This is a genomic window from Rhodococcus sp. NPDC079359 (assembly GCF_040702585.1).
In the GTDB taxonomy this organism is placed as follows: domain Bacteria; phylum Actinomycetota; class Actinomycetes; order Mycobacteriales; family Mycobacteriaceae; genus Rhodococcoides.
This window is the reverse complement of the sequence record NZ_JBFBLH010000017.1, coordinates 1-25,610: the sequence shown is the minus strand read 5'-3', so window position 1 is coordinate 25,610 and position 25,610 is coordinate 1. Positions and strand designations below refer to the sequence as shown.

General features: G+C 60.6%; 23 protein-coding genes and 1 pseudogene. 11 read left to right on the top strand and 13 right to left on the bottom strand.

The genetic code is table 11. The annotated features are described in order from the left end of the window. The first annotated feature begins 1,179 nt into the window (after positions 1-1,179). Entirely contained in the window at positions 1,180-1,356 is a 177-nt protein-coding gene (locus AB0362_RS25185) for a hypothetical protein (RefSeq protein ID WP_155288842.1), read from the top strand. Between the two features lie 249 nt (positions 1,357-1,605). Here the strand turns inward: AB0362_RS25185 and AB0362_RS25180 are convergent, their stop codons facing one another. From AB0362_RS25180 to AB0362_RS25155, 6 genes are all read right to left on the bottom strand, one after another. Then, positions 1,606-1,995, bottom strand: a complete 390-nt coding sequence (locus AB0362_RS25180; RefSeq protein ID WP_080731773.1) for a WhiB family transcriptional regulator — start codon at positions 1,993-1,995, stop codon at positions 1,606-1,608. Positions 1,996-2,048: 53 nt separating this feature from the next. Further along, positions 2,049-3,377, bottom strand: a complete 1,329-nt coding sequence (locus AB0362_RS25175; RefSeq protein ID WP_080731774.1) for an FAD-linked oxidase C-terminal domain-containing protein — start codon at positions 3,375-3,377, stop codon at positions 2,049-2,051. Positions 3,378-3,620: 243 nt separating this feature from the next. Then, positions 3,621-3,944, bottom strand: coding sequence for a putative quinol monooxygenase (locus tag AB0362_RS25170; protein WP_032384984.1), 324 nt, complete (start codon positions 3,942-3,944; stop codon positions 3,621-3,623). A gap of 8 nt (positions 3,945-3,952) precedes the next feature. Then, positions 3,953-4,978 carry an NAD(P)-dependent alcohol dehydrogenase gene (locus tag AB0362_RS25165; protein WP_032385001.1) on the bottom strand — a complete coding sequence of 342 codons (1,026 nt, stop codon included), beginning with the start codon at positions 4,976-4,978 and terminating at the stop codon, positions 3,953-3,955. Positions 4,979-5,010: 32 nt separating this feature from the next. Beyond that, complete coding sequence (locus AB0362_RS25160) at positions 5,011-5,715, bottom strand: iron-sulfur cluster assembly protein (protein WP_032384985.1); 705 nt, start codon at positions 5,713-5,715, stop codon at positions 5,011-5,013. Positions 5,716-5,717: 2 nt separating this feature from the next. Further along, complete coding sequence (locus tag AB0362_RS25155; RefSeq protein WP_366236236.1) at positions 5,718-6,770, bottom strand: amidohydrolase family protein; 1,053 nt, start codon at positions 6,768-6,770, stop codon at positions 5,718-5,720. Positions 6,771-7,290: 520 nt separating this feature from the next. Between AB0362_RS25155 and AB0362_RS25150 the strand changes: the two genes are divergently transcribed. From AB0362_RS25150 to AB0362_RS25120, 7 genes are all read left to right on the top strand, one after another. Beyond that, complete coding sequence (locus AB0362_RS25150; RefSeq protein ID WP_032384986.1) at positions 7,291-8,922, top strand: methane monooxygenase; 1,632 nt, start codon at positions 7,291-7,293, stop codon at positions 8,920-8,922. Between the two features lie 105 nt (positions 8,923-9,027). Then, complete coding sequence (locus tag AB0362_RS25145; RefSeq protein ID WP_032384987.1) at positions 9,028-10,071, top strand: 2Fe-2S iron-sulfur cluster binding domain-containing protein; 1,044 nt, start codon at positions 9,028-9,030, stop codon at positions 10,069-10,071. Positions 10,072-10,125: 54 nt separating this feature from the next. After that, positions 10,126-11,232 carry an aromatic/alkene monooxygenase hydroxylase subunit beta gene (locus tag AB0362_RS25140; protein ID WP_032384988.1) on the top strand — a complete coding sequence of 369 codons (1,107 nt, stop codon included), beginning with the start codon at positions 10,126-10,128 and terminating at the stop codon, positions 11,230-11,232. Then, a complete protein-coding gene (gene mimD, locus AB0362_RS25135; RefSeq protein WP_032384989.1) occupies positions 11,229-11,573 on the top strand; it encodes a propane 2-monooxygenase effector subunit MimD in 345 nt (114 codons plus the stop codon). The genes AB0362_RS25140 and mimD overlap by 4 nt, the downstream gene beginning before the upstream one ends. 122 nt (positions 11,574-11,695) lie before the next feature. Beyond that, positions 11,696-12,445, top strand: a complete 750-nt coding sequence (locus AB0362_RS25130; protein WP_196248557.1) for an iron-sulfur cluster assembly protein — start codon at positions 11,696-11,698, stop codon at positions 12,443-12,445. An 86-nt stretch (positions 12,446-12,531) separates the two neighbouring features. After that, positions 12,532-14,181, top strand: coding sequence for a chaperonin GroEL (gene groL, locus AB0362_RS25125; RefSeq protein ID WP_032384990.1), 1,650 nt, complete (start codon positions 12,532-12,534; stop codon positions 14,179-14,181). Between the two features lie 202 nt (positions 14,182-14,383). After that, the gene (locus tag AB0362_RS25120) at positions 14,384-16,144 is read left to right on the top strand and encodes a helix-turn-helix domain-containing protein (protein WP_032384991.1); all 1,761 of its coding nucleotides are present in this window, start codon (positions 14,384-14,386) and stop codon (positions 16,142-16,144) included. A 58-nt stretch (positions 16,145-16,202) separates the two neighbouring features. Here the strand turns inward: AB0362_RS25120 and AB0362_RS25115 are convergent. Continuing rightward, positions 16,203-16,511, bottom strand: a pseudogene (locus AB0362_RS25115) (transposase); the annotation flags it as partial. A 132-nt stretch (positions 16,512-16,643) separates the two neighbouring features. Here AB0362_RS25115 and AB0362_RS25110 point away from each other — a divergent pair. Together AB0362_RS25110 and AB0362_RS25105 are read left to right on the top strand one after the other, a co-directional pair. Further along, the gene (locus tag AB0362_RS25110; RefSeq protein WP_155288843.1) at positions 16,644-17,006 is read left to right on the top strand and encodes a hypothetical protein; all 363 of its coding nucleotides are present in this window, start codon (positions 16,644-16,646) and stop codon (positions 17,004-17,006) included. A 367-nt stretch (positions 17,007-17,373) separates the two neighbouring features. Further along, complete coding sequence (locus AB0362_RS25105) at positions 17,374-17,898, top strand: YqhA family protein (RefSeq protein WP_222073406.1); 525 nt, start codon at positions 17,374-17,376, stop codon at positions 17,896-17,898. Positions 17,899-18,020: 122 nt separating this feature from the next. On the opposite strand, the gene AB0362_RS25100 is transcribed toward AB0362_RS25105, so the two are convergent. From AB0362_RS25100 to AB0362_RS25080, 5 genes are all read right to left on the bottom strand, one after another. Then, positions 18,021-19,439 (bottom strand): HAMP domain-containing sensor histidine kinase, encoded by a 1,419-nt coding sequence (locus AB0362_RS25100; RefSeq protein ID WP_366236231.1) that lies wholly within the window; start codon positions 19,437-19,439, stop codon positions 18,021-18,023. Continuing rightward, a complete protein-coding gene (locus tag AB0362_RS25095) occupies positions 19,439-20,104 on the bottom strand; it encodes a response regulator transcription factor (RefSeq protein WP_366236229.1) in 666 nt (221 codons plus the stop codon). The genes AB0362_RS25100 and AB0362_RS25095 overlap by 1 nt, the downstream gene beginning before the upstream one ends. A 43-nt stretch (positions 20,105-20,147) precedes the next feature. Then, on the bottom strand, positions 20,148-20,681 hold the full coding sequence (locus AB0362_RS25090) for a DUF4440 domain-containing protein (protein WP_080731770.1): 534 nt from the start codon (positions 20,679-20,681) through the stop codon (positions 20,148-20,150). Positions 20,682-21,108: 427 nt separating this feature from the next. After that, positions 21,109-21,690: a response regulator transcription factor gene (locus AB0362_RS25085; protein WP_230591026.1), complete on the bottom strand. Its 582-nt coding sequence runs from the start codon at positions 21,688-21,690 to the stop codon at positions 21,109-21,111. Beyond that, on the bottom strand, positions 21,653-21,955 hold the full coding sequence (locus AB0362_RS25080; protein WP_032384994.1) for a hypothetical protein: 303 nt from the start codon (positions 21,953-21,955) through the stop codon (positions 21,653-21,655). Before AB0362_RS25080 ends, AB0362_RS25085 begins: the two co-directional genes overlap by 38 nt. Before the next feature lie 492 nt (positions 21,956-22,447). Here AB0362_RS25080 and AB0362_RS25075 point away from each other — a divergent pair, with 492 nt between their 5' ends. Continuing rightward, positions 22,448-23,497, top strand: a complete 1,050-nt coding sequence (locus AB0362_RS25075; protein WP_032385007.1) for an alcohol dehydrogenase catalytic domain-containing protein — start codon at positions 22,448-22,450, stop codon at positions 23,495-23,497. A 44-nt stretch (positions 23,498-23,541) separates the two neighbouring features. Here the strand turns inward: AB0362_RS25075 and AB0362_RS25070 are convergent, their stop codons facing one another. Then, the gene (locus tag AB0362_RS25070; RefSeq protein ID WP_196248558.1) at positions 23,542-24,978 is read right to left on the bottom strand and encodes a helix-turn-helix domain-containing protein; all 1,437 of its coding nucleotides are present in this window, start codon (positions 24,976-24,978) and stop codon (positions 23,542-23,544) included. Positions 24,979-25,610 lie beyond the last annotated feature (632 nt).

Genomic DNA, 25,610 nt, shown 5'->3' with positions numbered 1-25,610 from the left:
CACCAATAGGAGCATCCAAAGCGGGGGCAGTTCCATCAATTGCCTCCGTCCAATGGGCATACCCCAGCATTTGTCTCCGCTTTGGCGGGCAGAACATACCCACCAGAGTGAGATTCTGAGGCTAGACTTGTCTGGTCTTTTCGATATATTCAGGAGGGGGCAGGCTTGTGGGAATGCAAAATGGAGATGAGCTATCTAGCGAAGCGGATCTTACACCTAGCGGAGAGGATCTTGCATGAACAATAGCTCGCACGATCCATCTTGGATGCGATATGCGCTTGAGCGCATACGCACTTTGGTCGATGGGCCCAGGGAGAATATGTCGGAGCAGCAACTGAGTGTTTACACATTCGCGCAGAACGCGATCGCGGGAGGAGAGCGGGTTATCAGAATCTTTGAGCGTGGCCCCGGTGTTTGGATGTGTCGGATCTGCCTCGCCGAATGGAACGAAACGTTCGGTCCCGACCACGTCCATGGATGCCCTGAGTCGTAACTATTTGGGGCGGGTCGGTCTCGGTGTATTCGAGGCGGCAATTGGTTTCGCTGCCCGAGCCCATTCACTCAAGAGGCGGGACGCACTGGGGAAACTGGTAGAGGAACCCTAACCTCAAGAGCGTTGTCGATGCTCAGGCTGGGAGCATTGGTAATGGACCGGTTTCTACAGCGGCAATGCCGTCGGTCTCCGGGATCGTGCACAAGCGCGGATCGAAGGCCCGACTGATGGAATTGTCTCCGGCGTGGGCCCGGGTGTCGTTGATGTGGTTCAAGTCGCAGGTGCCCGAAATGCACCGTCAACAGACAGCGGGCACCCGGTGAGGTAAGCCTGCGCGCCACCTTGTCGGATTCCGGTAGAAGTCTGTTTCTCGATGCCGCGGCGGTGCATCGACAAATTCCTGGCTCGGATTGGACTCTGGGCTGTTCACCAGCGCGAAGTGCTGCATCATCGTGGTGGCTGCATGTGTGGTTCGACGCCCCCTACGGAACGCGCGCCTACGCGAACCAATGCTCCGTATTCGAAGGGGCCGGATCTGAGACTTTCGGGACTTGTTGGGCGGTTCGTTTACGGAACTACCGTCGGGCGCTCGGCTCGTACTCCTCTAGAAGCATTTTTTTGATCACATCTGGGTATCGACAAATTCGGGGACTGAGCGATAGCTCTCTCAGTCTTGCTGAGAATTGATGTCGGTCAATTCCGAACTGCATCATGATATCGACTTCGTCACCACCACCGAAGGGTACCCAGAGGACGAAGAACCGCACCATGAGATCGTCGTTGCGTTCGTCGTCGGTGCGGTGATGACGGCCAGTCGTACTGGACCAATGGTCGAAGACAACTGCCGCAGAATGGATTTTTAGCAGGTCAGGGGTGGAGTCGACGGGCTCCGAGGTTACGGGCGTCGTCGCGGTTAGTGAGGAATTCATGTGTTCACCGACTCATAGTTTTCCAGTGGAGGGACGGCCGTGCCGTAGATCGGTCTTTATCTTGTGCGCGGACCCAATAGAGGTGTGAGTCGCACTATCTTAGATATTTGAGGAGAGCGCGCTGCACCGGGTAGTTTTTGTGCCTTCAACAAGTTGCTCCCTTTTCCTTTCGAGCTGCCGAGTTCAGACGACGACGTCGGTGCTGATTTCTGTCCACGACGCGACGCTCGACTGCCGACCGTTACTGGCCGTAGATCGCTTCGCGCTGTCAGGGTTACCTACATTCGGTGACTTGAGTTCGGACAGTTCAAGTCGCTCACGTGGGTTGAGGCCGCCCCAAACACCGTAAGGCTCTTTGGAACTGATAGCGTGTTCGAGGCAAAGTTCGATGACTGGGCACTGTGCACATACCAATTTGGCTTCGCGTTCACTTCGACGCAACGAGCATCCGCGGAGCGTGTCAGAGGGAAAGAACAATGCGATTGGCATCGATCGGCACGCACCCTGTTTTTGCCAGTCCCAGTGATCCGTCTGCGGTGGCGGCAGGTCAACCTTCACTAGTTTCCGGTACATCTCGAGCACCTCTTTCGATCGAAGAATCGTCGACTTTGTTGATTCGCTGGGTGTCAGATAGCTCGTCCGGGATTCAAGATCATCGTTGGATCGAACACCTGCTTGATTCCGTCCATGATTCTGCGCTCCGTCGAACCGATCATCATGTCGAGGTAAGGTCGTTTCAATTCACCGATTCCGTGTTCACCGGTCAGGCTTCCACCGAGCTCAAGACAGGCCTCGACCATATCTTCGAACGCAAGCAACGCTTGCTCGCAAGCTCGAGGATCTGTCTCGTCGAAAACGATGGTGGGGTGGAGGTTTCCATCTGCTGCGTGACCGAAGGTACCGATTCGCACTCCGCGTCCGGTAGCAGCTCGCTCGATGGCAGCGAGCATGGAGGCGAGCTGGGGAACGGGGACAACGAGGTCGTCGAGCAGTGTGGAACCCGTTCTGCCCAGTGCTGTGAGCGCGACACGCCGCGCGTGCATGAGACTCTCGCCTTCTTCGGGGTCGTCGGTGCGGTACACCTCCGTCGCTCCCTGTGCCGTGCACGCGTCGGCGCACTCGGTTGCCTCCGTTTCGCGCGCACGCCCGTCACACTGAATGAGTAGCAAGGCCCCGGTGGTGGGGTCGAGGCCCATTCTGGTCATGTCGTTGACCGCAGAGATCGTCGTACGATCCATCAGTTCTAGGACCTGTGGCTCGGCCGCAGCAGTGACCGCAAGAATCGCTGCTACTGCTCGAGCGGCGGTGGGAAAGCATGCAATGACGGTCGACGGCACCGCAGGTGCGGCACGCAGCCGCATCGTTGCCTCGACGATCACTGCAAGTGTTCCCTCTGAACCCACCAGTAGCTGTGTCAGGTTCATTCCTGCAACGTTCTTGCGAGTGTTCGATCCGGTATGGATGATGGTCCCGTCGGCAAGGACCGCCGTGATGCGTGCGACGTGGTCGCCGGTAACACCGTATTTGGCGCAACATGCTCCGCCGGCATTCGTGGCGAGGTTGCCGCCGATGGTCGATATCGCCCGGCTGCCGGGATCGGGGACATACCACAGTCCCATTTTCGCGGCCGCCGACGCGAGATCGGCGTTGATGACTCCCGGCTCGACAGTGGCGGTGCGATTTTCGGTATCGATGTCGAGTATTGAGTTCATTCTCGCCAGGCTGAGCACGATGCAGCCGTCGAGTCCGTTAGATCCGCCTGCCAGACCGGTACCTGCACCGCGCGTGACGACCGGTATGCCGAATCGGTGTGCGCACTGCATGGTTGCGACCACATCGGCGGTGGATCGCGCTCGGATGAGGGCTGCAGGCTTACCTGCAGGTGTGAAGACGGATTGATCTCGGGAGTAGCCGACTATGGTTCCGGGGTCTGTTGTGGCAGCAGGGCCGACCATTGCTACGAGATCATCGATGTACGAGAGCCCGCCGATTGTCACATGACTATCCGTTCGAAGTGGAAGAAACGCGTATGGCGTCCACCGAGGTGGGGACCCAGAGTCGGATATCGACTTTTTCACTGCCCCGGCAGACCTTGGCCTGGAGGCCCGGCTTGTTTTCTGCGACTGTCGGCCGGCAGCACATCACTGATCGGCGGTGTGCTGCCGGGCCGAACCACGTCGACTTCTGTTGTCCGTCGATCAATCGACGGTCATTTCACCCATCGTGCCCCAACCCGCTGCGTCGATGCTCTGGCTGATGATCTCGGGTGTCGATGCGAGGGCTCGGGGAAGTTCTGTCATTGCTTTCTTGAAATGGTCGCTGGCCACGTGTACTCCTCCCGCGTTGCTGTCGCGGAATGCCTCGACAAGAACGTATACGTTGTCTTTGTCGAGGCTGCGTGACCATTCGAACCAAAGGTTGCCTTCTTCGGCGCGCGTTGCTTCGGTGAACTCGGCTACGTGGTCCGGCCATTTCTCGGTCCAGTCCGGCTTTGTCTCGAACTTGACGACGATGAAGATCATCGACGCTCCTAGGGCGTGAGGATTGCGCGGCCACGAATGGTACCGGCATCGAGATCGTCTATGGCACTCTGAAAGTCGTCGAGCGAGTACTTCGCGGTGTGCAGCACCACTGACCCGCGAGCGGCCAGGGCCATCAGATCGCACAGGTCGTTGTAGGACCCCACGAGGTTACCGACGATGTTGATCTCGGAGGATACGAGGTCGATCGTCGGCACATCGATGTTCTCTCCGTATCCGACGACGTAGTAGTTGCCAGCTCCGCTGAGCATCGCGATGCCCTCCTTCGTGGCACCGCCTTCGCCGACGAAGTCGATGACGGCTTCTCCTCCGGCGCCTTCCGTCAGATTCATCACCTGCTCGATGTGGGTGCCGTCGGCGACGATTCCGTGGTCGGCACCGATCGATTTGGCGAGTTCGACAGCTGCTGCGTTTCGATCGACGACGACGATCTCGGCGGCGGTCAGCGACTTGAGAACTTGAATGCCGATGTGCCCCAGTCCACCTGCACCGATGACTACTACCTTGTCGCGCGGCGTCAGTAGTTTCGACGCTTTCGCCGCGGCGTGGTAGGCGGTCAACCCTGCGTCGGCCAATGCCGCCACGTCGGCAGGTTCGAGCGAGTCGTCGATCTTGACGACACTGCGCGCGGAGGTTTTCAGGTATTCGGCGTACCCTCCGTTGGTGTCGATGCCGGGAAACTGATTGGACGCACAGTGCACGTCGTCACCCGAGCGGCAGGCACGGCACAGTCCGCACGTGATCAGCGGATGCACGATCACCTTGTCGCCCTCGGTGACGTTGGTGACGGCCGAGCCGACCGCGTGCACCCATCCCGCGTTCTCGTGGCCGATCGTGTACGGCAGCTGAACGTTCGATTTTTCGGCCCATTGGCCCTCCAGAATATGGAGGTCGGTGCGGCACACACCGGCCCCACCGATCTTGACCACGACGTCGAACGGCCCGCTCGGTTCGGGAATCGGTAGCTCTGTCATCTGAAGCTTGTCGTGATAGCCCACGACTTGTACTGCTCTCATCATGTTCATGTTCCATTCTCTCCCAGTCGATGTCAGGCGTCGACGGTGGTGCGGTCTGGGTCGTCGTAGCGGGTACGTAGGAGTCCCCGGCAGAAATGGGCGTTGCCGTCGATCGATATGCGCGTCGAGCGCGCGCGACGCAATGCCAGTGGGACATCGATCTGGGCGTATTCGTTGCCTTCGTGATCGACCATCACCAGGCTGTCGGAGGTGGTGGGCAAACCGATCACTTCGCGCCGACGCAGCAGGGCTCCAGTGTTCTCGTCGTCGGGTAGCTCCTTCAGTAGCACCTGCCCCATCTCGCTGACCTCCCGCGTCGGATCCGATCGCAGCAGTCCGGTCAGGCACCGTTCCATGGCGGCGACGTGGGCCTTGCGCAGAAATATCGTCCGCAGGTCTTCGAGATCGTCCTCTGCTTCGTGCCCGAATGTGCCGCGGTAGCCGACGTCGGCCGCAAGACCTGCGTTGATGATCGGGGAATCGTGGTGATCATCGAGCTCGACAGTCACCTTCCTGGTCCAGTCGAGTTGCTTGAGAACGTCTTTCGCGTCCGACGCCATCAGATAAGCAAAGTTCGGTGCGCAGAACGACGTGGGCAACCGCAGATGCACCACGACATCGCCACTCGAATCGACCACCAGCGACGATACGAAATCGAGGTCGGTGATCGGTTGATCCAACTCGGGATCGATCACCGCTCCGAGGGCATCGATGGCGGCCTCGTGTCTGGTTGCCATTGCTATGCACCCACCAGGTGTTCTTCTGCCGCGTTCTCGGCACCACGTGGTCCTGTTTCGGTTTCGTCTGCATCCGCAATTTGTAGTTCGGCCGGGACGTCGATGTCGTACATATTCGCGGCATTGAGTCCCAGGATCTTCTTCTTCTGGTCCAGCGTGATCGCCGGGTACTCGGTCAATTCCTCGGGGATCTGAAAGTCGACGAACGTCTCGATCAACCAGCGAGGTGTCCACAGGGCGTAATCGGAGGAAAACTGAATGCGGTCCTCCCCGACCCAGTACAGCAGTTCGCCGATAATCTGCCCGAAATACTTCGGACGGGTGTGCATGAACGGCATTGCAACCGCCAGTCCCGCATGTACATTGGGCTCCTGCGTTGCGATCCAGCAGAAATCCTCCAGCCTCGGCAAACCGCAGTGTTCGACCACGAAGTTCAGATCCGTGAAATCGGTCGCCACGTGATCGACGTCGGCGACATCGAACGCGTCACGATCGAGCGGACGGATCGTCGGGCCCTTATGGACGTGAATATTGGTGATGCCGACCTCGCGGCATACCTCGAGATAGCGGCGGGTCCAGTCGTCGTCCAGCTTGTAACCGCGGGATTCGCCGTGCCACTCGGCGGTATACAGTTTGACGCCCTTGAGTCCGAACCGTTCTGCGTCAGCGCGCAGCTGGTCGAGGCCTCGTTCACCGTTGCGGGGGTCGAAGTTGTGGTTGTACGTCAAACGCTCGGGGTTGGCCTGCGTGAGGGCCCACGCTTCCTCGGTCTGACCGAATCCGGTTTTGTAGAACTCCCCGAGTTGGGCCGGCTGGAAGATGGCGTGATCGACGTAGCCGTCGACGAAGAGGTCTTTGATCAGGCGTTCGCCACCCTGGTAGAGGTACTCGTCGTAGGTCCACACCTCGGATTCCGGGGACAGGTTGCGGTGATAGTCGTAGAAGCAGTCGATGAACTGCTTGCCGTGGATGTTGCGCTGATTTTCTTTGCGCGCATCCCACAGCGCCACGTGCGCGTCGACGATGAAGAAACTGTCGTCACCTTTTGAGTACATCGATGCCGTCCTTTCTGCTCTGTGACTGGTGCCACAGCCGATGTGAACGAGGCTAGGCCCGAGCGGATCGAATTCGCGCAGTCTCAGCCGTCTCACTTTGAGAAAGCGAAAATCACGCTCGACGGAGAGAAACGGAGTGCTCTCGGTAAGCCGAGCTCTCCGTTTCAGCGCATCAACAGCGAGCCCGTTGCGCGCCAGTTCGCCGCGGGCAAGGGAGTTTCGATACAGCCCGCCGATGCGGAGGAATTGTCGTCGAGGCTTCATTCGCCTGAATTTGCGTGGTCGTGCTCTGGCTGTGCGCCCGAGCCGAACCGGTTCGGCTCGGGCCAACGTCGGCCCCCGCCCCCGGTGACTGCTCCTTCTTCGTTTCAGATCGCGCAATGCCACTTCGGGTACCGGTGGGCACCGATTCACATTCTCAAAGTGAGACGGATGAGATGTAGATCACGGTGTGTAATCGGGTGCACATCTTCCCGACAAGGTCGGCAACCCCGCTGACCTCGCATCCAGGAGGCGCACATTGAGTAGGCAAAGCCTTACCAAGGCACACGCGAAAATCTCGGAGTTGACGTGGGAACCCACGTTCGCAACACCAGCGACTCGCTTCGGCACGGACTACACGTTCGAGAAGGCACCGAAGAAAGATCCGCTGAAGCAGATCATGCGGTCCTACTTCCCTATGGAGGAGGAGAAGGACAACCGCGTGTACGGTGCCATGGACGGAGCCATCCGCGGCAACATGTTCCGACAGGTCCAGCAGCGGTGGTTGGAGTGGCAGAAGCTCTTCCTGTCGATCATCCCGTTCCCGGAGATCTCGGCAGCTCGTGCAATGCCGATGGCCATCGACGCGGTGCCGAACCCGGAGATCCACAACGGACTTGCAGTTCAGATGATCGACGAGGTGCGCCACTCGACGATTCAGATGAATCTCAAGAAGCTGTACATGAACAACTACATCGACCCTGCCGGGTTCGATATGACCGAGAAAGCGTTCGCGAACAACTACGCCGGCACGATCGGCCGTCAGTTCGGCGAAGGCTTCATCACCGGTGACGCCATCACCGCAGCCAACATCTACCTCACCGTGGTCGCCGAAACCGCCTTCACCAACACCCTTTTCGTGGCAATGCCCGACGAAGCGGCAGCGAACGGCGACTACCTGTTGCCGACGGTGTTCCACTCGGTCCAGTCCGACGAATCACGCCACATCTCCAACGGCTACTCGATTCTGCTCATGGCGCTCGCCGACGAACGCAATCGCCCTCTCCTCGAGCGTGATCTGCGATACGCGTGGTGGAACAACCACTGCGTCGTCGACGCCGCGATCGGAACATTCATCGAGTACGGCACCAAGGACCGGCGTAAGGATCGCGAGAGTTACGCCGAGATGTGGCGCCGGTGGATCTACGACGACTACTACCGCAGCTACCTCATCCCGCTCGAGAAGTACGGCCTGACCATCCCTCACGACTTGGTGGAAGAAGCCTGGAATCGCATCACCAACAAGGGCTACGTACACGAGGTGGCACGCTTCTTCGCTACCGGTTGGCCGGTCAACTACTGGCGCATCGACACCATGACCGACAAGGACTTCGAGTGGTTCGAACACAAGTACCCAGGCTGGTACTCCAAGTACGGAAAGTGGTGGGAGAACTACAACCGCCTCGCCTACCCCGGAATCAACAAGCCCATCGCATTCGAGGACGTGGGCTACCAGTACCCGCACCGCTGCTGGACATGCATGGTGCCCGCGCTCATCCGCGAGGACATGGTGGTCGAGAAGGTCGACAACCAGTGGCGTACCTACTGCTCGGAAACCTGCTACTGGACCGACGCCGTCGCGTTCCGCAGCGAGTACGAAGGCAAGGACACCCCGAACATGGGCAGGCTCACAGGATTCCGTGAGTGGGAGACACTGCACCACGGCAAAGATCTCGCCGACATCGTCGCCGATCTCGGCTATGTCCGCGACGACGGTGAGACGCTCGTCGGCCAACCGCATCTCGACCTGGACCCGCAGAAGATGTGGAAACTCAAGGACGTCCGCGGCAACACCTTCCAAAGCCCGAACGTGTTGCTGAACCAGATGACCGAATCCGAACGCAACGCGCACATCGCGGCCTACCGCGCCGGCGCGACGATGCCTGCCTGATTCGAACATCGGTGGGTAGCGCCTGCCATCAGGCGCTACCCACCGAACCCAGCACGAACAGCACACTCGTTTCAGTGAACCCGCAGCTACTTCAGGAGAAACCCCGTGGCCGACACACACCGAATAACGTTCGAGCCGGTCGACATCGAGATGGATGTCCGAGAGGACGAGCACATTCTCGATGCCGCGTTTCGACAGGGTATCCATCTCATGCACGGCTGCCGTGAAGGCCGCTGCTCTGCCTGCAAGTCATTCGTACTCGACGGCGACATCCAGATGGAGAACTACTCGACGTTCGCGTGCAACGAGGCAGAAGAAGCGGAAGGGCTCGTGCTCCTCTGTCGGACAAAGGCATACAGTGACTGCACCATCGAGCTGCTCAACTACGACGAAGACGAACTGCTCGGCGGAATTCCCATACAGAACGTGACCACCCGCGTCACGTCCCTGGAATCGATGACAGGCGATATCGTCGCGCTGCGGCTGGAACCGGTGGAGCCGGAAGTATTCGACTTCAAGCCGGGCCAATACGCGGACCTGACCATCCCCGGCACCGACGAGTGCCGTTCCTTTTCGATGGCCTCGACACCGCAGACACCGAACCAGATCGAGTTCCTCATCAAGAAATACGCGGGCGGAAAGTTCGCAGCGCTGCTCGATGAGGGCATCGATATCGGCGACGAGATATCGCTGACCGGTCCATTCGGATCATCCACACTCAAGGACGGGCACGTACTGCCGGTGGTGTGCATAGGAGGCGGTGCTGGTATGGCACCCATTCTTTCACTCGTACGCCACATGAGCGAAACGGGCAACACCCGCCCGGTCCATTTCTACTACGGCGCACGAACTCCGAACGATCTGTTCTACGTCGACGAGATCAGAGAATTAGGACAGAAGCTGGTCGACTTCACTTTCGTCGCATGTGTGTCCGAGTCTGCGGGAGTGCAGTCGTCGGAGAATGTGTCGGTCGAAGAAGGCAATGTCACCGACGTGGTCCAGCGCCTGGAGCCCGGTATCGACAAAGCCGAGGTATATCTGTGCGGTCCTCCCCCGATGGTCGACGCAGCACTCGCGTTACTCGACGTTTGCGGCACACCCACCGATCAGATCTTCTTCGACAAGTTCACCAGTCCTGCATTCGACTGACGTAGTGCTCGACATCTTCGACTTCCAGTCCACTCATCTATCGAGAGGCCAAACATGACCGCATCCACCGGGGCGAAGCAGCGCAGCTTCCCCGCGATCGAATTCACCGACTCCGAGGCCGGGGCCAAGGAGTTTCCAAGCTCCAAGAGCCGCACCTACAGCTATTACACGCCCGCAAAACGCCGGGCAACGATGTACGAAGACGTCACCGTCGACGTTCAACCCGACCCCGATCGGCACCTCACACAAGGGTGGATCTACGGATTCGGCGACGGCCCCGGAGGCTACCCGCAAGAGTGGACGACGGCCAAGTCGTCGAACTGGCACGAATTTCTCGATCCCAACGAAGAGTGGGATCAGACCATCTTCCGCAACAACTCGGCCGTGGTCCATCAGGTCGAGTTGTGTCTGAGCAACGCCAAACGCGCGCGTGCCTATGACGGTTGGAACACCCCGTGGCTCAAGTTCATCGAACGTAACCTGGGTGCGTGGATGCACGCCGAGAATGGTCTCGCCCTGCACGTATTCACCTCGATACAGCGATCCGGGCCGACGAACATGATCAACACCGCTGTCGCCGTGAACGCCGCGCACAAGATGCGCTTCGCGCAGGACCTCGCGTTGTTCAATCTCGATCTCTCCGACGCCGACGTGCAGTTCGACGGTTCCGCCCACGTGGATGTATGGAAGAGCGCTCCGGAATGGCAGCCGACACGTCAAGTGGTCGAACAGCTGACCGCTGTACCGGACTGGTGCGAGCTGCTGTTTGCGACCAACATCGTCTTCGAGCAGCTCGTCGGCTCGTTGTTCCGCACCGAACTGGTGATGCAGATCTCCGCCCGAAACGGCGACTACATCACCCCGACGATCGTCGGGACAGGTGAGCACGACTACGACCGCGATCTGAACTACTCCCGCACACTGTTCCAGCTCCTCACACACGATCACCAGCACGGGGAAGCAAACAAGGCGCTGTTCGGCGAGTGGATGGGGCTGTGGGTTCCGCGGTGCCTCGACGCTGCACGAGCGCTGCAACCGATCTGGTCGCAACCAGCCGACAAAGCCGTGACGTTCGCATCGAGCCTCGATGCCGCCGTCGCCAAGTTCACCGTTCTCCTCGAATCCCTCGGCCTCGACGTCCCCAAGGAGTTGGCAGCATGACCATGAACTTCGGATCGAACACAGAGTTCTCCAATATGTGCGGTGTGACGCTGATGAACACACCCATCGGCCGGGTCGTCGCGGAGGTCATGGGAGCCAAGGACGGCGTCGAGCTCACCGAATACCCGTCAATGATCAGGGTCGACGGCACGAAGTTGTTGTCCTTCGACTACGACGAGCTCACCGACGCACTCGGGCAAGAGTTCGACGGGTCGGTCTTCGAGGAGATCAGCTCCACCCACTACGGGCGGATGGTGCACCTCGACGACAAAACGATGCTGTTCGCGAGCCCCGAGGACGCGGCCGAATACATCGGCTTCGACCTGGCCGAGCTGCCCTGACCAGCTAGTTGGACCACCGACCGACTGACCGGCGGGCGTCCGAGCGCATCGACTGACAGCCCCGTGCCGACGCCCGCCAACAGTTCGCAGGCCCGTTGAACCCAGAAGTTGGAGCGAACACAGTGACCACAACCTTGCGCCCGTCCACGACAGCCGACATCGTCGGCGCACTCACCGCCGTCACCGATCCCGTCCTCGACGAACCAATCACCGGACTCGGACTCGTGCACTCGCTCACGATCGACGACGATGCCGTATTCGTGCGCTTGCGGGTACCCGCGGACTTCTTCCCCTCCGACACTGCCTACCTGATGGTGTCCGAATGTGTGGATGCGTTGCGCAACATCGAAGACATCGGCCGCGTCAGCATCGTGATCGACGATCACCCCGACAGTGACGCCATCAACGCGGTGACAGCTGCCGGCACGGAATACCGCGGCCTCGGTGCGTTCCTCACCGCCGGCCACGTCGAGACCGAAGCGCTACGCGAAGAGTTTCTGCACAGAGCACACAGCGCTGCCGTGCTGCGCTCGCTCGCAGCGCATCTGGCGCACGCGGACGAGGCCATGGACTGCGCCGAATCGCTCACCCTGCGGGATCTCAGAGGTCAAAAACACACGACCGTGTTGCTTCGCCGTCGCAGTGCACTCGGATTGAGTATCTGTCCCAACAGTCGAGTGTTGGTCGATCATCACGGTTCTCCGATTGCGACAGAGCAACTTTCATCGAAGCTGCGGTCCGCGATTTCGCTCAGGCTGTCGGAGGGGAGCCGTTCGTACTTCCGCCGTGCACTACTGACCTCTTTGGTCGGCAACCACAAAGAATCGGTTACAGAACCTCACGTAACCGACCTTCGAACCCGAACTACATGATGTGAGTCGGCCGGAAAACTCGCCAACTCGCATCTGTCCGGAACCGCATATTCGTTCATTCAATTTTACATTCGAAAGGATTCGTCATGGCCAAGGAACTGCGGTTCAACACCGAAGCCCGCGCTCTGCTCGAGCAGGGCGTCAACGCTCTCGCAGATGCAGTGAAGGTGACTCTCGGGCCCAAAGGCCGCAACGCCGTACTAGAGAAGCTGACCGGACCTCCCACCATCACCAACGACGGTGTCACGATCGCGAAGGAAATTCAGCTGAGCAACCCGTTCGCCAACATGGGTGCCCAGTTGGTCAAAGAAGTGGCGATGAAAACTAACGGCGTCGTCGGGGACGGCACCACTACAGCAACCGTCCTGGCGCAGGCCATGGTGCGCGAAGGCCTGCGTGCGGTGGATGCAGGTGCCAACCCGATGCGACTACGACGCGGCATCGAGACCGCTGTCTCGTCGGTCGTCGAAGCGCTTCGCGCCCAGGCTGTCGAGGTCGTCGGTAGCGCCGACCTCGAACGAATCGCCACACTCGCCGCCAGCGACGACGAGGCAATCGGTCAGGCCGTGGCCAAGGCGGTCGAATACGTCGGCAGGTCCGGAGTAGTGACCACCGAAGAGAGCGAGACCCTGGGCATGTCGGTCGACGTGGTCGACGGAATCGAGTTCGACCATGGATTCATCTCCGGCTACATGATCACCGATCCCGAGCGGGCCGAAGCGGTGCACGACAATCCGGTGATCCTGTTGACCAACAAGAAGATCAACCAAGTTCAGGACATCATGCCGAGCATCGAGGCCGCCAAGCGTGCGGACCGTCCGCTCGTCGTGATCGCCGAGGACGTCGACGGGCCGGCACTGCAGCTGTTGGTCGGTGGCAACATGCACAACACGATGCAGTCCGTCGTCGTACGCGCACCGGGTTTCGGTCATCGACGCGTTGCCGAACTCCAAGATCTCGCGGTCGCTCTGGGTGGCCAGGTCATCGCCAAGGACACCGGACTCGAACTGTTCGAGGTCACACTGGAACAACTTGGTTCATGCGATCGCATCACCGTCACCGAGCACTCGACCACGATCGTCGGCGGCCGCGGCGAGCAGAACCTGCTCGATGCCCGCATCAGCCAGCTCGAAGCACAGTTCGAGCGATCCAAGATCGACGGCGACCGGGACAGCCTCGAACAACGCATCGCCCGCCTGACCGGCCGAGTGGCCGTTGTCCGAGTCGGCGGTGCGACCAGTGTCGAGTTGAAGGAACGGATGCTCCGAGTCGAGGATGCACTCGCCGCGTCTCGTGCTGCACTCGAGGCAGGAATCGTATCCGGGGGCGGCACCGCCCTCGCACAATCCCATCGCGCTTTGTCCGATCTCGAACTCACCGGAGATCAGGCTGCAGGTGCCGCTGTCGTACGCACAGCTTTGACCGAACCACTGCGATGGATCGCGATCAATGCCGGCTACGAGGGTGATGAAGTGGTCAAGGTGGTCACCGGACTCCCGCTCGGCCACGGATTCAACGCTCTTACCGGCGAGTACGGTGACATGTTCGATGACGGCGTCATCGATCCGTTCAAGGTCACTCGTGCAGCACTCGAAAGTGCGGCCTCGATCGCGGCGTTGCTCATCACTACCGAGACCGCTGTGGTGGAGGAGGTGTACGGCAACCCCGGCGCAATCATGGCCCCTGGCTTCGGCGATCTCGCCGAAGGAATGGTCAGACCCTCGAACATTTACTGACCTGATTACACACCTGCGTCCGCGGGGAACCTTCGTTCTGCTCGAAGTTTCCCCGCGGACGAGTACCGTCCTCTGCGAGCTCTCTGCCTGCGCGGAAGTTGGGGCACCCACACGCACTGCGTTCACAAGTGTTCAGGAACAGAACATCTGCACCGGCACCGAGCTCAGCTCGACAATCTTCTCGCTCGAATGACAGGCAGAGATGGCAAACAACCGAGATTCTCTCGAACGTGCACAGAAGGCCCGCGAACGCTTTCTCTCTGATCGTAGGTTGGACACTTCTGTACGTCCCCAAATCTCATACTCTTGGGAGCGCTCGAGATCCCTGAACGTACGACCCGACAATCTGGACTTGCCGTTCGTCAGGGAACCCGACATGGACAGCCCGCTTGTCATCGCGGCCGCTCCCGTTCTTCGCCAACTGGCCGAGGGCCTCGTCGACGAACCTGTATCGGTCATCCTCACCTCCGCGGACGGCGTGGTACTGAACCGCGTCGCCGGCAATAGCCGCCTCCTACGATCGCTGGACTCGGTCCGCCTCGCACCCGGCTTCAGTTACTCGGAACAATTTGCCGGTACCAACGGAATAGGCACAACCCTGGAGACACGCACGACCACCGTCGTCTCGGGTCACGAGCATTACGCGGACAGCCTCAGAGGCCTCGTCTGTGCAGGGGTTCCGATCATCCATCCAATCTCAGGGCACGTCGCCGGAGTCCTCGACCTCACCGGTTGGGTCGGAGACGGCGCGCCACTGCTGGTCACGTTGGCACGGTCCGCTACATCGCAGATAGAGAATCGGCTTCTCGCGCAGTCCAGCGAGAAACAGACAGCACTTTTTAGTACCTATCTGTGGGCGTGCAGACGCTCGCAACAGGTGGGTGTTCTGGCGGTGGGCGAGGACATCGTTTTGTGCAACAAAAGGCTGCGACTAGCCCTGGGCCCGAGCGAACAGGCTGCCGTTGTCGAACATGCACTGGACTTGATGGCCAACGACGGTACCGGTCAACACGTGCTGACCCTCCCAAGCGGTCTTACTGTGCGTTTGTCTCCCTTTACGGACAGCACGTTGGCTTCACACCCACGAATGGGTGTCTTCCACGTCTATCTGACGGACGTCGAAGTGGCGACTTGTTCCCTCGACAGCGCGATAGCACTCCCCGGAATAGTTGGAAACAGCGCATCTTGGAGGCACAGTGCACAGCAAATTACGCACTCGATACGCCACCGTGACTGGGTCGCGGTTTCCGGAGAAACCGGTAGCGGACGGTTCTCGATTCTCAAAGCTGCTGCCATCGAACATATTTCAACTCGTTCCCAGTTCTTCTCAGCGGCTGATTTTCAGGATAGCGACGACAATATGCACGTGTTGGAATCGGAACTGAGCCATGACAACTTCAGCGTCATCATCCGAGACATCGATCTGATGCCCGATCAGCAGCAACGAGCCATTGCCCAGATGCTGCAGGGCCGCGAACACGCCGGATGGATAGGCGTGACTATCGGCGTCGAGGACCGGGGGACCTCCAGTGACGCTCTGGTACTTCCTTTCTTCGGGCACACCGTTCACGTCCCCGCGTTACGCCATCGAATTGACGACCTCGACCAGCTAATCCCCTACCTCCTTCGCCAGGTCAGTCGTGGACAAGACCTGACACTCTCCCCCGCTGCTGTCCGTCAGCTCACGAGATACAGCTGGCCCGGAAACGTCGCACAACTTCGACAGATACTGACCGAGATCGTGCAGAAGCAAAGATCAGGCGTCGTCGAAGTCGATAAACTTCCGCCCGTCTGCCGCGCATCGAGTAGGCGCACCCTCACCCCACTGGAAGCGCTCAAACGCGACGCGATCGTGCAAAGCCTCGAAGACAACGGCGGAAACAAACAAGCCACCGCAGACGCACTCGGAACATCACGGGCCACGATCTACCGCAAAATCCGAGAGTACGGGATCAACCTCTGAAGACGTCCTCATCGGGGAGGGTCCGATTTACGGTGGATCCGACCTTGATGTCGGTTGGTTACCGTTCGGGGTGACGCGTCCTCCAAGGTGATCGCAACGCATCCAGCGCTGGCCTCCACCCGCTTGCCCATCGAGCCTTTTGTTTCCCGTGGGGTCCAAAGCCCGCGTGGCGAGATACAGACATTTGAGGGCCACCAGTTCGATCGGAAAGCACGCACGAGCGCGCACAGAAGGCCTGTAGCCGGCGTTGACGGACTCGATCTCGTTCGTCGAGCAAGATCACCCGCCTGATCTCCACGTCGTAGTCCAAGAACCGTACGAACTCGCTTCATGCGTTGTCCCACATGGTGATGATCGCCAGGTACTGGCAGACCCCCGTTTGCTGGTGAATTCGGTGAACCGTTCCCTCGCAATAGACTCCGACGGAGCGGTGTAGACCGGACTCACGTGGGTGTCCGATGCGAGATGTTCGTCGGTGCCCGGCTCTACAGTGTCGGGTGTGAGCGACAACGAGTCCGTGGCCACAGTGCCTGAGCGTGTGCTCGACGAGCTTGTGCAGGTGTTGATCGACAGGATTGATCAACTTCTCGATCGGGTGACCGATCGGGCTGTGGGCGCGCCGACGCCGGGATCGGCGGCGTGGGAGTTGGAGTGGAGCGTCCGGGACACTGCGATCGGACGTGCGCGCGTGGCCGAACGGTCTCGTGTTCGAGAGGAATTGGCGCGCCGCGCGTGCGCCGAACTCGGCGTCGCCGAAGGTTCCGCACCGGCGGCGCCGGCTCGGCACTCTCCCCCGGTCCGACCCCGCCGGACGAAGCCCGGACGTGTCCGCGTCGACGAGGCACAGCTGACATTCTTCTGAACCCGCCGCTCGAACTCGTTTCCCGATGGGTGCAGGCGTACGACCCCGCTGCTGTCCTACGGCACCCGTTTACCGACGCACGGTGCGCTCGGAATGATTGGTCGACGTCGAGGACTCCGAATGGGCGGTGTCGGCTGCTGCGATCCAGTCGTCGCTGCCGACAAATCGCGGTCGTGACATCGCGGATCGATAGTCGCGGACGGCTCATCTCGCGTTCGAGCGTCGTTCCGGCCGTCGTGGTTGCACCGAGGCAGCCTGGTACGGTCGTGCCCCTGTTCGCCGAGTTCATCGTGCTAGCTGTTCGGTCGTTGACATTCGAGTATCGACCGACCGGAAGGCATGTCAGTTACGTTCGAAAGGACCGGCCATGTCGGCACCGACCAGCGGCGGATCCCAACCGCAGGCTCCGAAACCAGAGTCACCGAAACCGTTGCAGTCACCTAGGTTCGACGTTGCGCGGCTCAGATTCATCAGCATCATCGGTGCCACCACTGCGCTGCTGCTTTCTGCCGTGACGTACGTGTGGGCCTTTGCCAAAGGTGTCGACTTCGTGCGGTTGTTGTTCGTCGAAGGGTTGTCGTCCGATCCAGCGTTGGTCAAGTTGTTCGAGAGCATCGACTCGATTCTCATCGCAACCGTGTTGTTGATCGTGGGGTTCGGACTGTGGGAATTGTTCGTTCACGATCTCGATCTGCCACAGTCGTTGACGACGACGTCCTTCGGGCAGTTGAAGAGGCAAACTGCGGGGACGTTGTTTCTCGTGCTTGTCGTGCGATTTCTCGAAGTTTCCATCACCAGGCCACAACCGGACGAACTCATTGCTCAGAGCATCTCCACCGCGCTGGTCGGAGGTTTACTGATCGTCTTCTCGACTTGGCCTCGCACGCCCTGACGCATGCAATGCGTGTGTCCGTGCGCAAGTGGAAAGGTGAGCGGTCTAAGCGAATCGGACGAGTTACGACTGTCCATCGGCATGGACTCCTCGTTATCGGCACTGCCGAACGCTGGCCTGAATCATGATGTGTTTTCGCCCGATCCGAACAGTCGTGAGCGATTTCTGAGCGGGGCCGCTGCCAGCAGCGTGATCACCACGATCAGTCCTCCGCTCGGGTTGGGTTCGAGCGCAATATTTCCCCGGTTCTCGCGGGCGAGCTGATCGACGATCGACAGCCCCAGTCCAGATCCGCCGGGACGTCGGGTCCAGAAGCGGTCGAGCGCACGGCTCCGGTCCTCTGCAGTGAGTCCTGGCCCTGAATCGGTGATCGTCAGGCGAACCGTCTCGCCGATCACGGCCGCGTCGACGACGATGTCGGTACCCGGTGGGGCGACGTCGACGGCGTTGGCGAGAACGTTGTCGAGGATTTGGTCGAGGTGACCGTCGGCTGCGATCAGCTGTGCGCCCGGTGCGATGCGAGAGGTCAAGGTGACGTCGTGAGACCGCGCTGCGGCGGACCAAGTGGCGAATCGAGTGTCCACGACTGCTGCAATATCGACCTGTATCGAGTTGTCGATGGGCTTTTGCGCGCGGGCGAGGGTCAGCAGGTCGTGCACCAGACGGGTCATGCGTACCGTGTCCGCGATCGACCGGTCGACGGCCGCACGTGTGTGGGGGTCGCTCACCTCGTCGTGGAGATTGTCGAGACTCAGGCGCAGCGCGGTCAGGGGCGTGCGGAGTTGGTGGGAGGCGTCGGCGACGAACCGCCTCTTGACGGCGATGAGCTCGCTGATTCGTTCCGCGGCGTCGTTCATCGACTCGGCGACCCGTCGTGTCTCGGCCGGCCCGGCGTCGAGCGGATTCGTGCGGGCGGTGAAGTCGCCCTGTGACAAGGACCGGGCCATGGAGTCGAGGAGCCGCAACGGTCGCGTCATCGATCGGGCCAGCCACCACGCTGCGGCCGCGGCGATGCCCAGCGTCGCCAGCGCCACGACCAGCTGCAGTCCGAACAACTCGCGGATCTGTGCGGTGACGGGAGCAGACGGATAGGTCAAACGCACCGCTCCGACCGTCGTACCGTCCGGAGCCTTCGAGGGCACGGTGACCTGCAGTCCCGGCTCGCCGAGCACAGATTGCTCGGCGCGCGTGACGGCTTCCCGCCCCTGCAGCGCCGCGCTGATATCGGTTCCGAGGGGGTCGGATACCGGACGGCCCAGTGCAGGTTGCCCGTCCGCGGAGAGCAACTCCACTCGGCCGCCCGTCTGCTCCTCCAGGTTACTGCGCAGAGTGAGCAGCGCCAGTTCCGCTCCCGCCGCAGAGTCGGGATCGGCGGCATCGGCGGTCGCGAGAAGGATCGCGACGGTGCGCGCCTCACGCAGTCCCACCTCCGCCTGGTTGTTTCGCAAGGCGCTCACCAGTCCGATGCCCTCGGGAACGGTGAACAGCGCCAACGCGAGTGCCACCAACGCGAGGTACGACGCGACGAGACGGCGGACCATCAGACCTCCAACCGGAAACCGACGCCGCGCACCGTCGTCAGGACGAGCGCGTTACCGAACTTTTGTCGCAAGGCGGCAACGTGCACGTCCAGCGTTCTTGTGGGGCCGAACCAGTGTTCGTCCCACACCGCCTCCATCAATTGCTCACGGGTGAACACCGCGCCGGGTGACTCGGCAAGGTGAGCGAGGAGGTCGAACTCTTTCGGCGCGAGTGCGACCTCGACGCCGTGTGCACTCACCCGTCGAGCAACCCGGTCGAGCGTGATCGGGCCGAGCTGCTGCGGAGGCGGAGTCGATGCCTCCGCCCCCGTACTCGAACCCGCCCGCCGCATCACTGCTCGGATCCGGGCGATGATCTCGCGCACCCCGAACGGCTTACTGACGTAGTCGTCCGCGCCCACCTCCAGACCGGCCACGGTGTCGATCTCGTCGTCTCGGGCTGTGATGACGACGATGGGCACCGACGAGCTCCTGCGGATTTCACGGCAGACGTCTAGCCCATCCATGTCGGGCAAGCCGAGATCGAGCAGGACCACGTCGGGCAGCGGAGCCGCCAGTGCGTCAGCCCCCGTCGTCACCAACTGCACCTCGTAGCCGTACCGCCGCAGACCCGAGGTAAGTGGGTCGGAGATCGACGGGTCGTCTTCGACCAGGAGTACTCGCACGGGTCATGGTCCCATCCCAGCGGTGTGCGCCGTGGTCGGTGGATCAGTCGGGCAGCTTCGAGGAGTGGTGGTCGACGATCACGACGTCCCCGTCGTCCTCGAGTTCGAACACGAAGGTGAAGCGTGCCGGTACATTCTGCCCGGACTCGCCCATGGTGAACGTGTACAGACCCGACAGCGATCCCGACGTGGGACTGAGCAACTGCGGCACGGACTCGTCTATCGCTCCCGTCGGCTTCTTGCTGACGAAGTCGGTGAAGTAGGCCAGACGTTCGTCCGGGCTGTCGAACACACCGGCCCACAACGTCGGAAGAAGCACTGCGTCCTCTCGGTAAAGAGCGTTGATCGCCTGCGGGTCGCCCTGCGCGACGGTGTCGAGCCAGGTGTCGAATTGCTTCTCGATGCGGTCGAGGGTGAGTTCGCCGCCCGCGTCGACGGAGGCGTTGGCACCTGCGGCGGTGTCGGTGTCGGCTGCAACGGGCGTGGATGCCTGTCCGGTGCTGCATGCCGACAGTGCGACAGCGGCTGCGGCGACGGCAGCGACGGAGGTGGCGCGGACGACGGTCTTGGTGCGCATGGTCTTACCTCTCGATCTATTGTCACCGAACCACTTTCGGTGACAGATCAAGCATCGCGATTCGATTGCCAGTGCAGTGCCAGGGAATTGTCAACGGACGGACAACTTTCCGCTCGTAACGGTGTGGGCTGTGCACTCGATCCGATTCTGTGTGACCGTCCCCACCTCGCACGTACCGTGCCGGGTGGTCGCGACCGTCCCTGCCCTCACCCGGCACGGTACGTGCGAGGTGGATGGAGCGGTGCGCGCGAATGCGGCCTCGAGGGTGGTGGGGGTCGTCGAGTCGAGGATATACAGGGCACCCCATCGGGGTATCTAGGAAGGTGTGCTCCCTTGGTCGGATCCTTAACTTCCACGGGTTTTCGAGCACGCGGAACGGCCCGTCTTCCATTGACAGTCTGGACGAGGGTGCGTGCGCTGCCCCCGGTCAGAGCAGGTTCGTGCGGTAGACGTAGATGGCGAGCTGGACGCGGTCGCGCCGGTCGAGTTTGCCGAGCAGCTTGGACACATGGGTCTTGACGGTGGCCTCGGTGATGAACAGGTCGCGGCTGATCTCGGTGTTGGACTTGCCGTGCGCGACCTCGATGAGGACGTCGCGTTCGCGGTCGGTGAGGGTGTCGTACTCCGGGCCGGGTCGATCGCGGGTGCGGTGCTGGGCGAATAGGCGGCGGGTCGCAGATGCGGAGACGACCTGGGATCCGGTGTGCACCGCGCGGATCGCGGCCAGGAGGAACTCGGTCTCGGTGTCCTTGAGGACGAACCCGTCGGCGCCGGCCTCGATGGCGGACAGGGCTGCTTCCTCGATGTCAAAGGTCGTCAGCACCAGCACCGCGGGCCCGTCCGCTCCGAGGTCGCGGCGCAGTGCGGAGGTGGCGGCGATGCCGTCGACCCGAGGCATCCGCACGTCCATCACCACCACGTCGGGGGTGTGCTCACGGACCATTGCCGTCACGGCGGCGTCTTCGACGGCCTCACCGCTGATCGCCCGGCTCAGCGTTGAAGACGGCACGCATCGCAGCCGCCGCGATGATCGCGGCCGCTGTGGTGACGGTGTCGGCCTGCTCGCCCCCGAAGTAGACACCAGCACAAAGTCTCGGCGCGACAGTGACGTGGGGCGACTGCGAACCAGCCTTCGTCGCCACGAAGCCGGAGGCTGCAGCGGCGATCGACCGACTCGAATGCGCCACCGTGCCGGTGCCACTGAACCACGACGTCCCCGACAGCCCGAACATCGACATCGCGATCGGTCGGCTGCCCGCCTCGTCCGGCCACAACCGCGGAACCTGATCGTCAACCCCGGCGGCCCGGGCCTGGAGGGCAGGTCTCTCCCGGCCACCGTCGGCGACATCAACGGACTCGTCGACTGGGACATCGTCGGTGTCGACGTCCGCGGAGCCGGTGCCAGCACCCGCCCCGTGTGCGCCGCCCTACAGTTCCTGGAGCCACCGCAGCCCGACGCAACCAGGCCGGTGTCGGAGGACTCCCTTCCGCTGACGCCCGCTCCTACGTCGAAACGATCACGGAGGCGAACCAGACGTGCGTGGAGCGTGGCGGCTCTCGCTGAAGCCTGCATCGAGCGCATCGGGAAACCGCATGTGCTGAACGTACGGCGCGGGAGATTTGTCGCAAGTCTGCGACGAGCCGGGGGTTGATCGGTTCTTCGGGGGGGTGCATCCGTCCCACATATGCGAACGTCGAAGATTTGCTACATCCTCCGTCGTACCGTTCCGAAGGATGCTGAGCGATACGCGACGAAGGGACCCGAAATGAAAGCGCTCGTTTACCATGGAGCTGGCAACAAGTCATGGGAAGAAGTAGCGGATGCCGTGGTTGAAAGCTCGACCGATGCGGTAGTCCGCGTCGATACCACGACGATATGCGGAACGGATCTACACATTCTCAGTGGAGACGTTCCTGCTGTCACAAAGGGGCGCATTCTCGGCCATGAAGCCGTCGGAACAGTGGTGCAGGTGGGCGAGTCGGTAAGCACGTTCTCGGTCGGTGATCGAGTGCTGGTCCCTGCTGTGACGAAATGCGGTCGATGTGTTTACTGTCAGAAAAATATGCCCTCACACTGCCAGACCGTCGGTGGTGTCGGCTGGATCCTTGGCCACCTGATCGACGGCACTCAGGCAGAGCTAGTACGAGTGCCGTATGCCGATACGTCCTTGTACGCGATACCTGACAACATCACCAACGAACAAGCCCTCTTTTTGGCCGACTCTTTACCCACAGGATATGAGGTGGGAGTCCTCGCCGGAAAAGTTCGGCCCGGTGATACCGTAGCCGTCGTTGGCGCAGGTGCCGTCGGGCTCGCCTCTATTCTGACGACAGGGCTGTGGGGTGCGGCTCGGACCATAGCCATCGACTCGAACAAGTTCCGCCTGCAGAAGGCCCTGGAGTTCGGTGCTACTGACATCGTCGAGGTGGGCCCGGGGACGGTGTCCGACGTTCTCGCGCTCACCGATGGTCTCGGCGTCGATGTAGCTATCGAAGCGGTCGGATTTCCGGAGACGCTCTTGACCGCTATGTCGTTGGTTCGCCCAGGTGGAACCGTAGCCAATGTGGGCGTTCACGGCACGCCGGTCGAGTTGCCGATGCAGGATCTATGGATTCAAAACCTAACTCTTACAATGGGGTTGGTTGATACCACGTCCATTCCGACGCTACTGACAATGGTCGGCACCGGACGAATCCGTTCCGAACTGATGAGCACGCATTCCTTCACATTCGATGAATTCGATGCGGCATACGATACGTTTGCTCATGCGGCAGACAACTCGGCGTTGAAGGTGACGTTGTCACCGGCGAGATGACGAACACGCTAGTCGGATGAGGCCTGCTGGATCCTTTCAGTGGATCATCCGATGTAGCTGATGCCGAAAGCATCAATTTTTCGATACAGCGAGGACCTGCTGATTCCGAGCAACACGGCAGCCTCATACCTGTTCCCCTCGGCCTCGTACAACGCTTGAATAATCGTGTCGCACTGCGCTGTATCGAGCGGCGATAGCTTCCTGGAGACTGTGTGGAACTGCAATGTCGGAAGATCAGCTGGCTGGATCATGCCAAACGGCTTGGTTTCGACAACGTGCTTGAGCACATCTCTCAGTTCACTGATATTCCCTGGCCACGAATACCCCTCGAAAATGCGAACTACCTGCAGGCTCAGTCGGAAAGAGTGACGGACGGCAATATCGTCAAGAATGGAACGGGCAATATCGCCGATATCATCCACTCGATAACGTAGCGCGGGTACACGTACAACGTCACTGAAGTGCTTGTTAAGCACTGCAAAGGGGCGGCCTGGATCTAATGCGGTTACGTCGACACAGCCCACTATTGTGGGCGGTATAAGAGTTACTGCGCTCGACGACAGGAGTTCGTCGAGTCTTCGTGCCGTGACTGAGTCGAGTCGGTTCAGTGATCTGAGAACTATGAGTCGACGCCCGAGAGTGTGGTCGGTCATCAGCGCTGTTAGACCAACCGGGTTCGTAAGTTTCGAACAGTCGACGACATTGATTTGCGCGCCTGGATGCTCTGCGGAAAACAATGTCGCAGCTAGGGTTCCCTTGCCTGTACCAGATTCTCCGGTCAGAAGGAGGTTACGGCTTCGCGCGAGTCCGATGCTGAGCATTTCCCGTGCTGCGGCAAAAGGGTTGAGCAGCTGTTGATTCCGTAACCGGTCGGCCTCGTTCCGCGGAATCCGGGAGCCTTCTGAGTAGTCTCGCGGCCCAACGATGCCAGCGTGCGCACCCTGACGACGGACCGGCTGTGAGTCGAGAGTACTGACGTCTGTGCGAGTAAGGATACAGCCTGCGATATCTGCTTGGAAGGTGACCGGTGAGACCTGAACGGTGGCGTAAGTTCCAGTAGGTAGCATTACCTGAGCCGATGTGAATCGGCAGTCCAACAAGGCAGATTTGGCGTGGGAGGCGAACGCGTTCAGCTGTATCTCCGTCATATGAACTCCGTGTGTGAACAAGTGTGTGCCGTCCGTGGCCAGAACTGTTTCGTCCTCATCGCGAACCTTCGCTGCGAATGCTTGTGCGAGTGCGCCAACACGGCGTTCCCGGGCAGTCGACATTCCTATCTCGATCCTGCCCGCAAGCACGCGCGCCAATGTATGGCTGATCGGCGAGTGGTCGACGACATGATGAACGAGCACAAGCACCCCCGCAGTCGCACCGTTGCCGTCTCGGATCAAGACTGCCGTCTCTGCAAGGGCGCTAAGCTCAGTTTTCCAATGCTCCGGACCAATTACTTCTAACGATTGCTTGTGTATCAAGGCAAGCATTCCCGCGTTGGTACCCACACAAGCCTCTCGAACCGATGACCCACACTTTAGGTTGGCGGCGTTCAAGATGGCAGATATCGATGGGCTTCCATCGACGCGCAAGCACACCGCATCTCCAGCGTCGATCACGAGAATAGAAGCCGGGCATTCGGAATGAGTATCAAAAACCTCGGATACGACAGACCGAGCTGTCTCGACTAAAAGCCGACGCTCGACGTCGCCGACCATCTTCGGTTTGCAGGCACTCGGCGTACCCGGGCCAGAGCACCGATGCCAGGATGCCAGGATCTCGTCGCGGACGCAGCGAGACAGATCGCCCAGGGGACGGTCCATCTCAAGTAAGGATCGAGCAGCACCGACTTCCGGCGCGACCAGACATGTTCCGGACATTCGGGCTCGTTTCGGATCGCTGTTCGTGTGAGTGACTTAAGTACAGTAGCCCGATCGCTGTTCGGTCACGTGCGTTGTGTTCTAACGCTGCGGCAAGTCCACCTGATTCGACCACCGGCAGTTGGTTAGGCTGTGGACGATGGAGATTGAACCGTCCTGGGACTGGTGGAGACTGTGATCTCACCAGGAGAATGCAGATATGGGTGCACCAAGGAAGTTCGATGCCGAGACGCGTGAGCGCG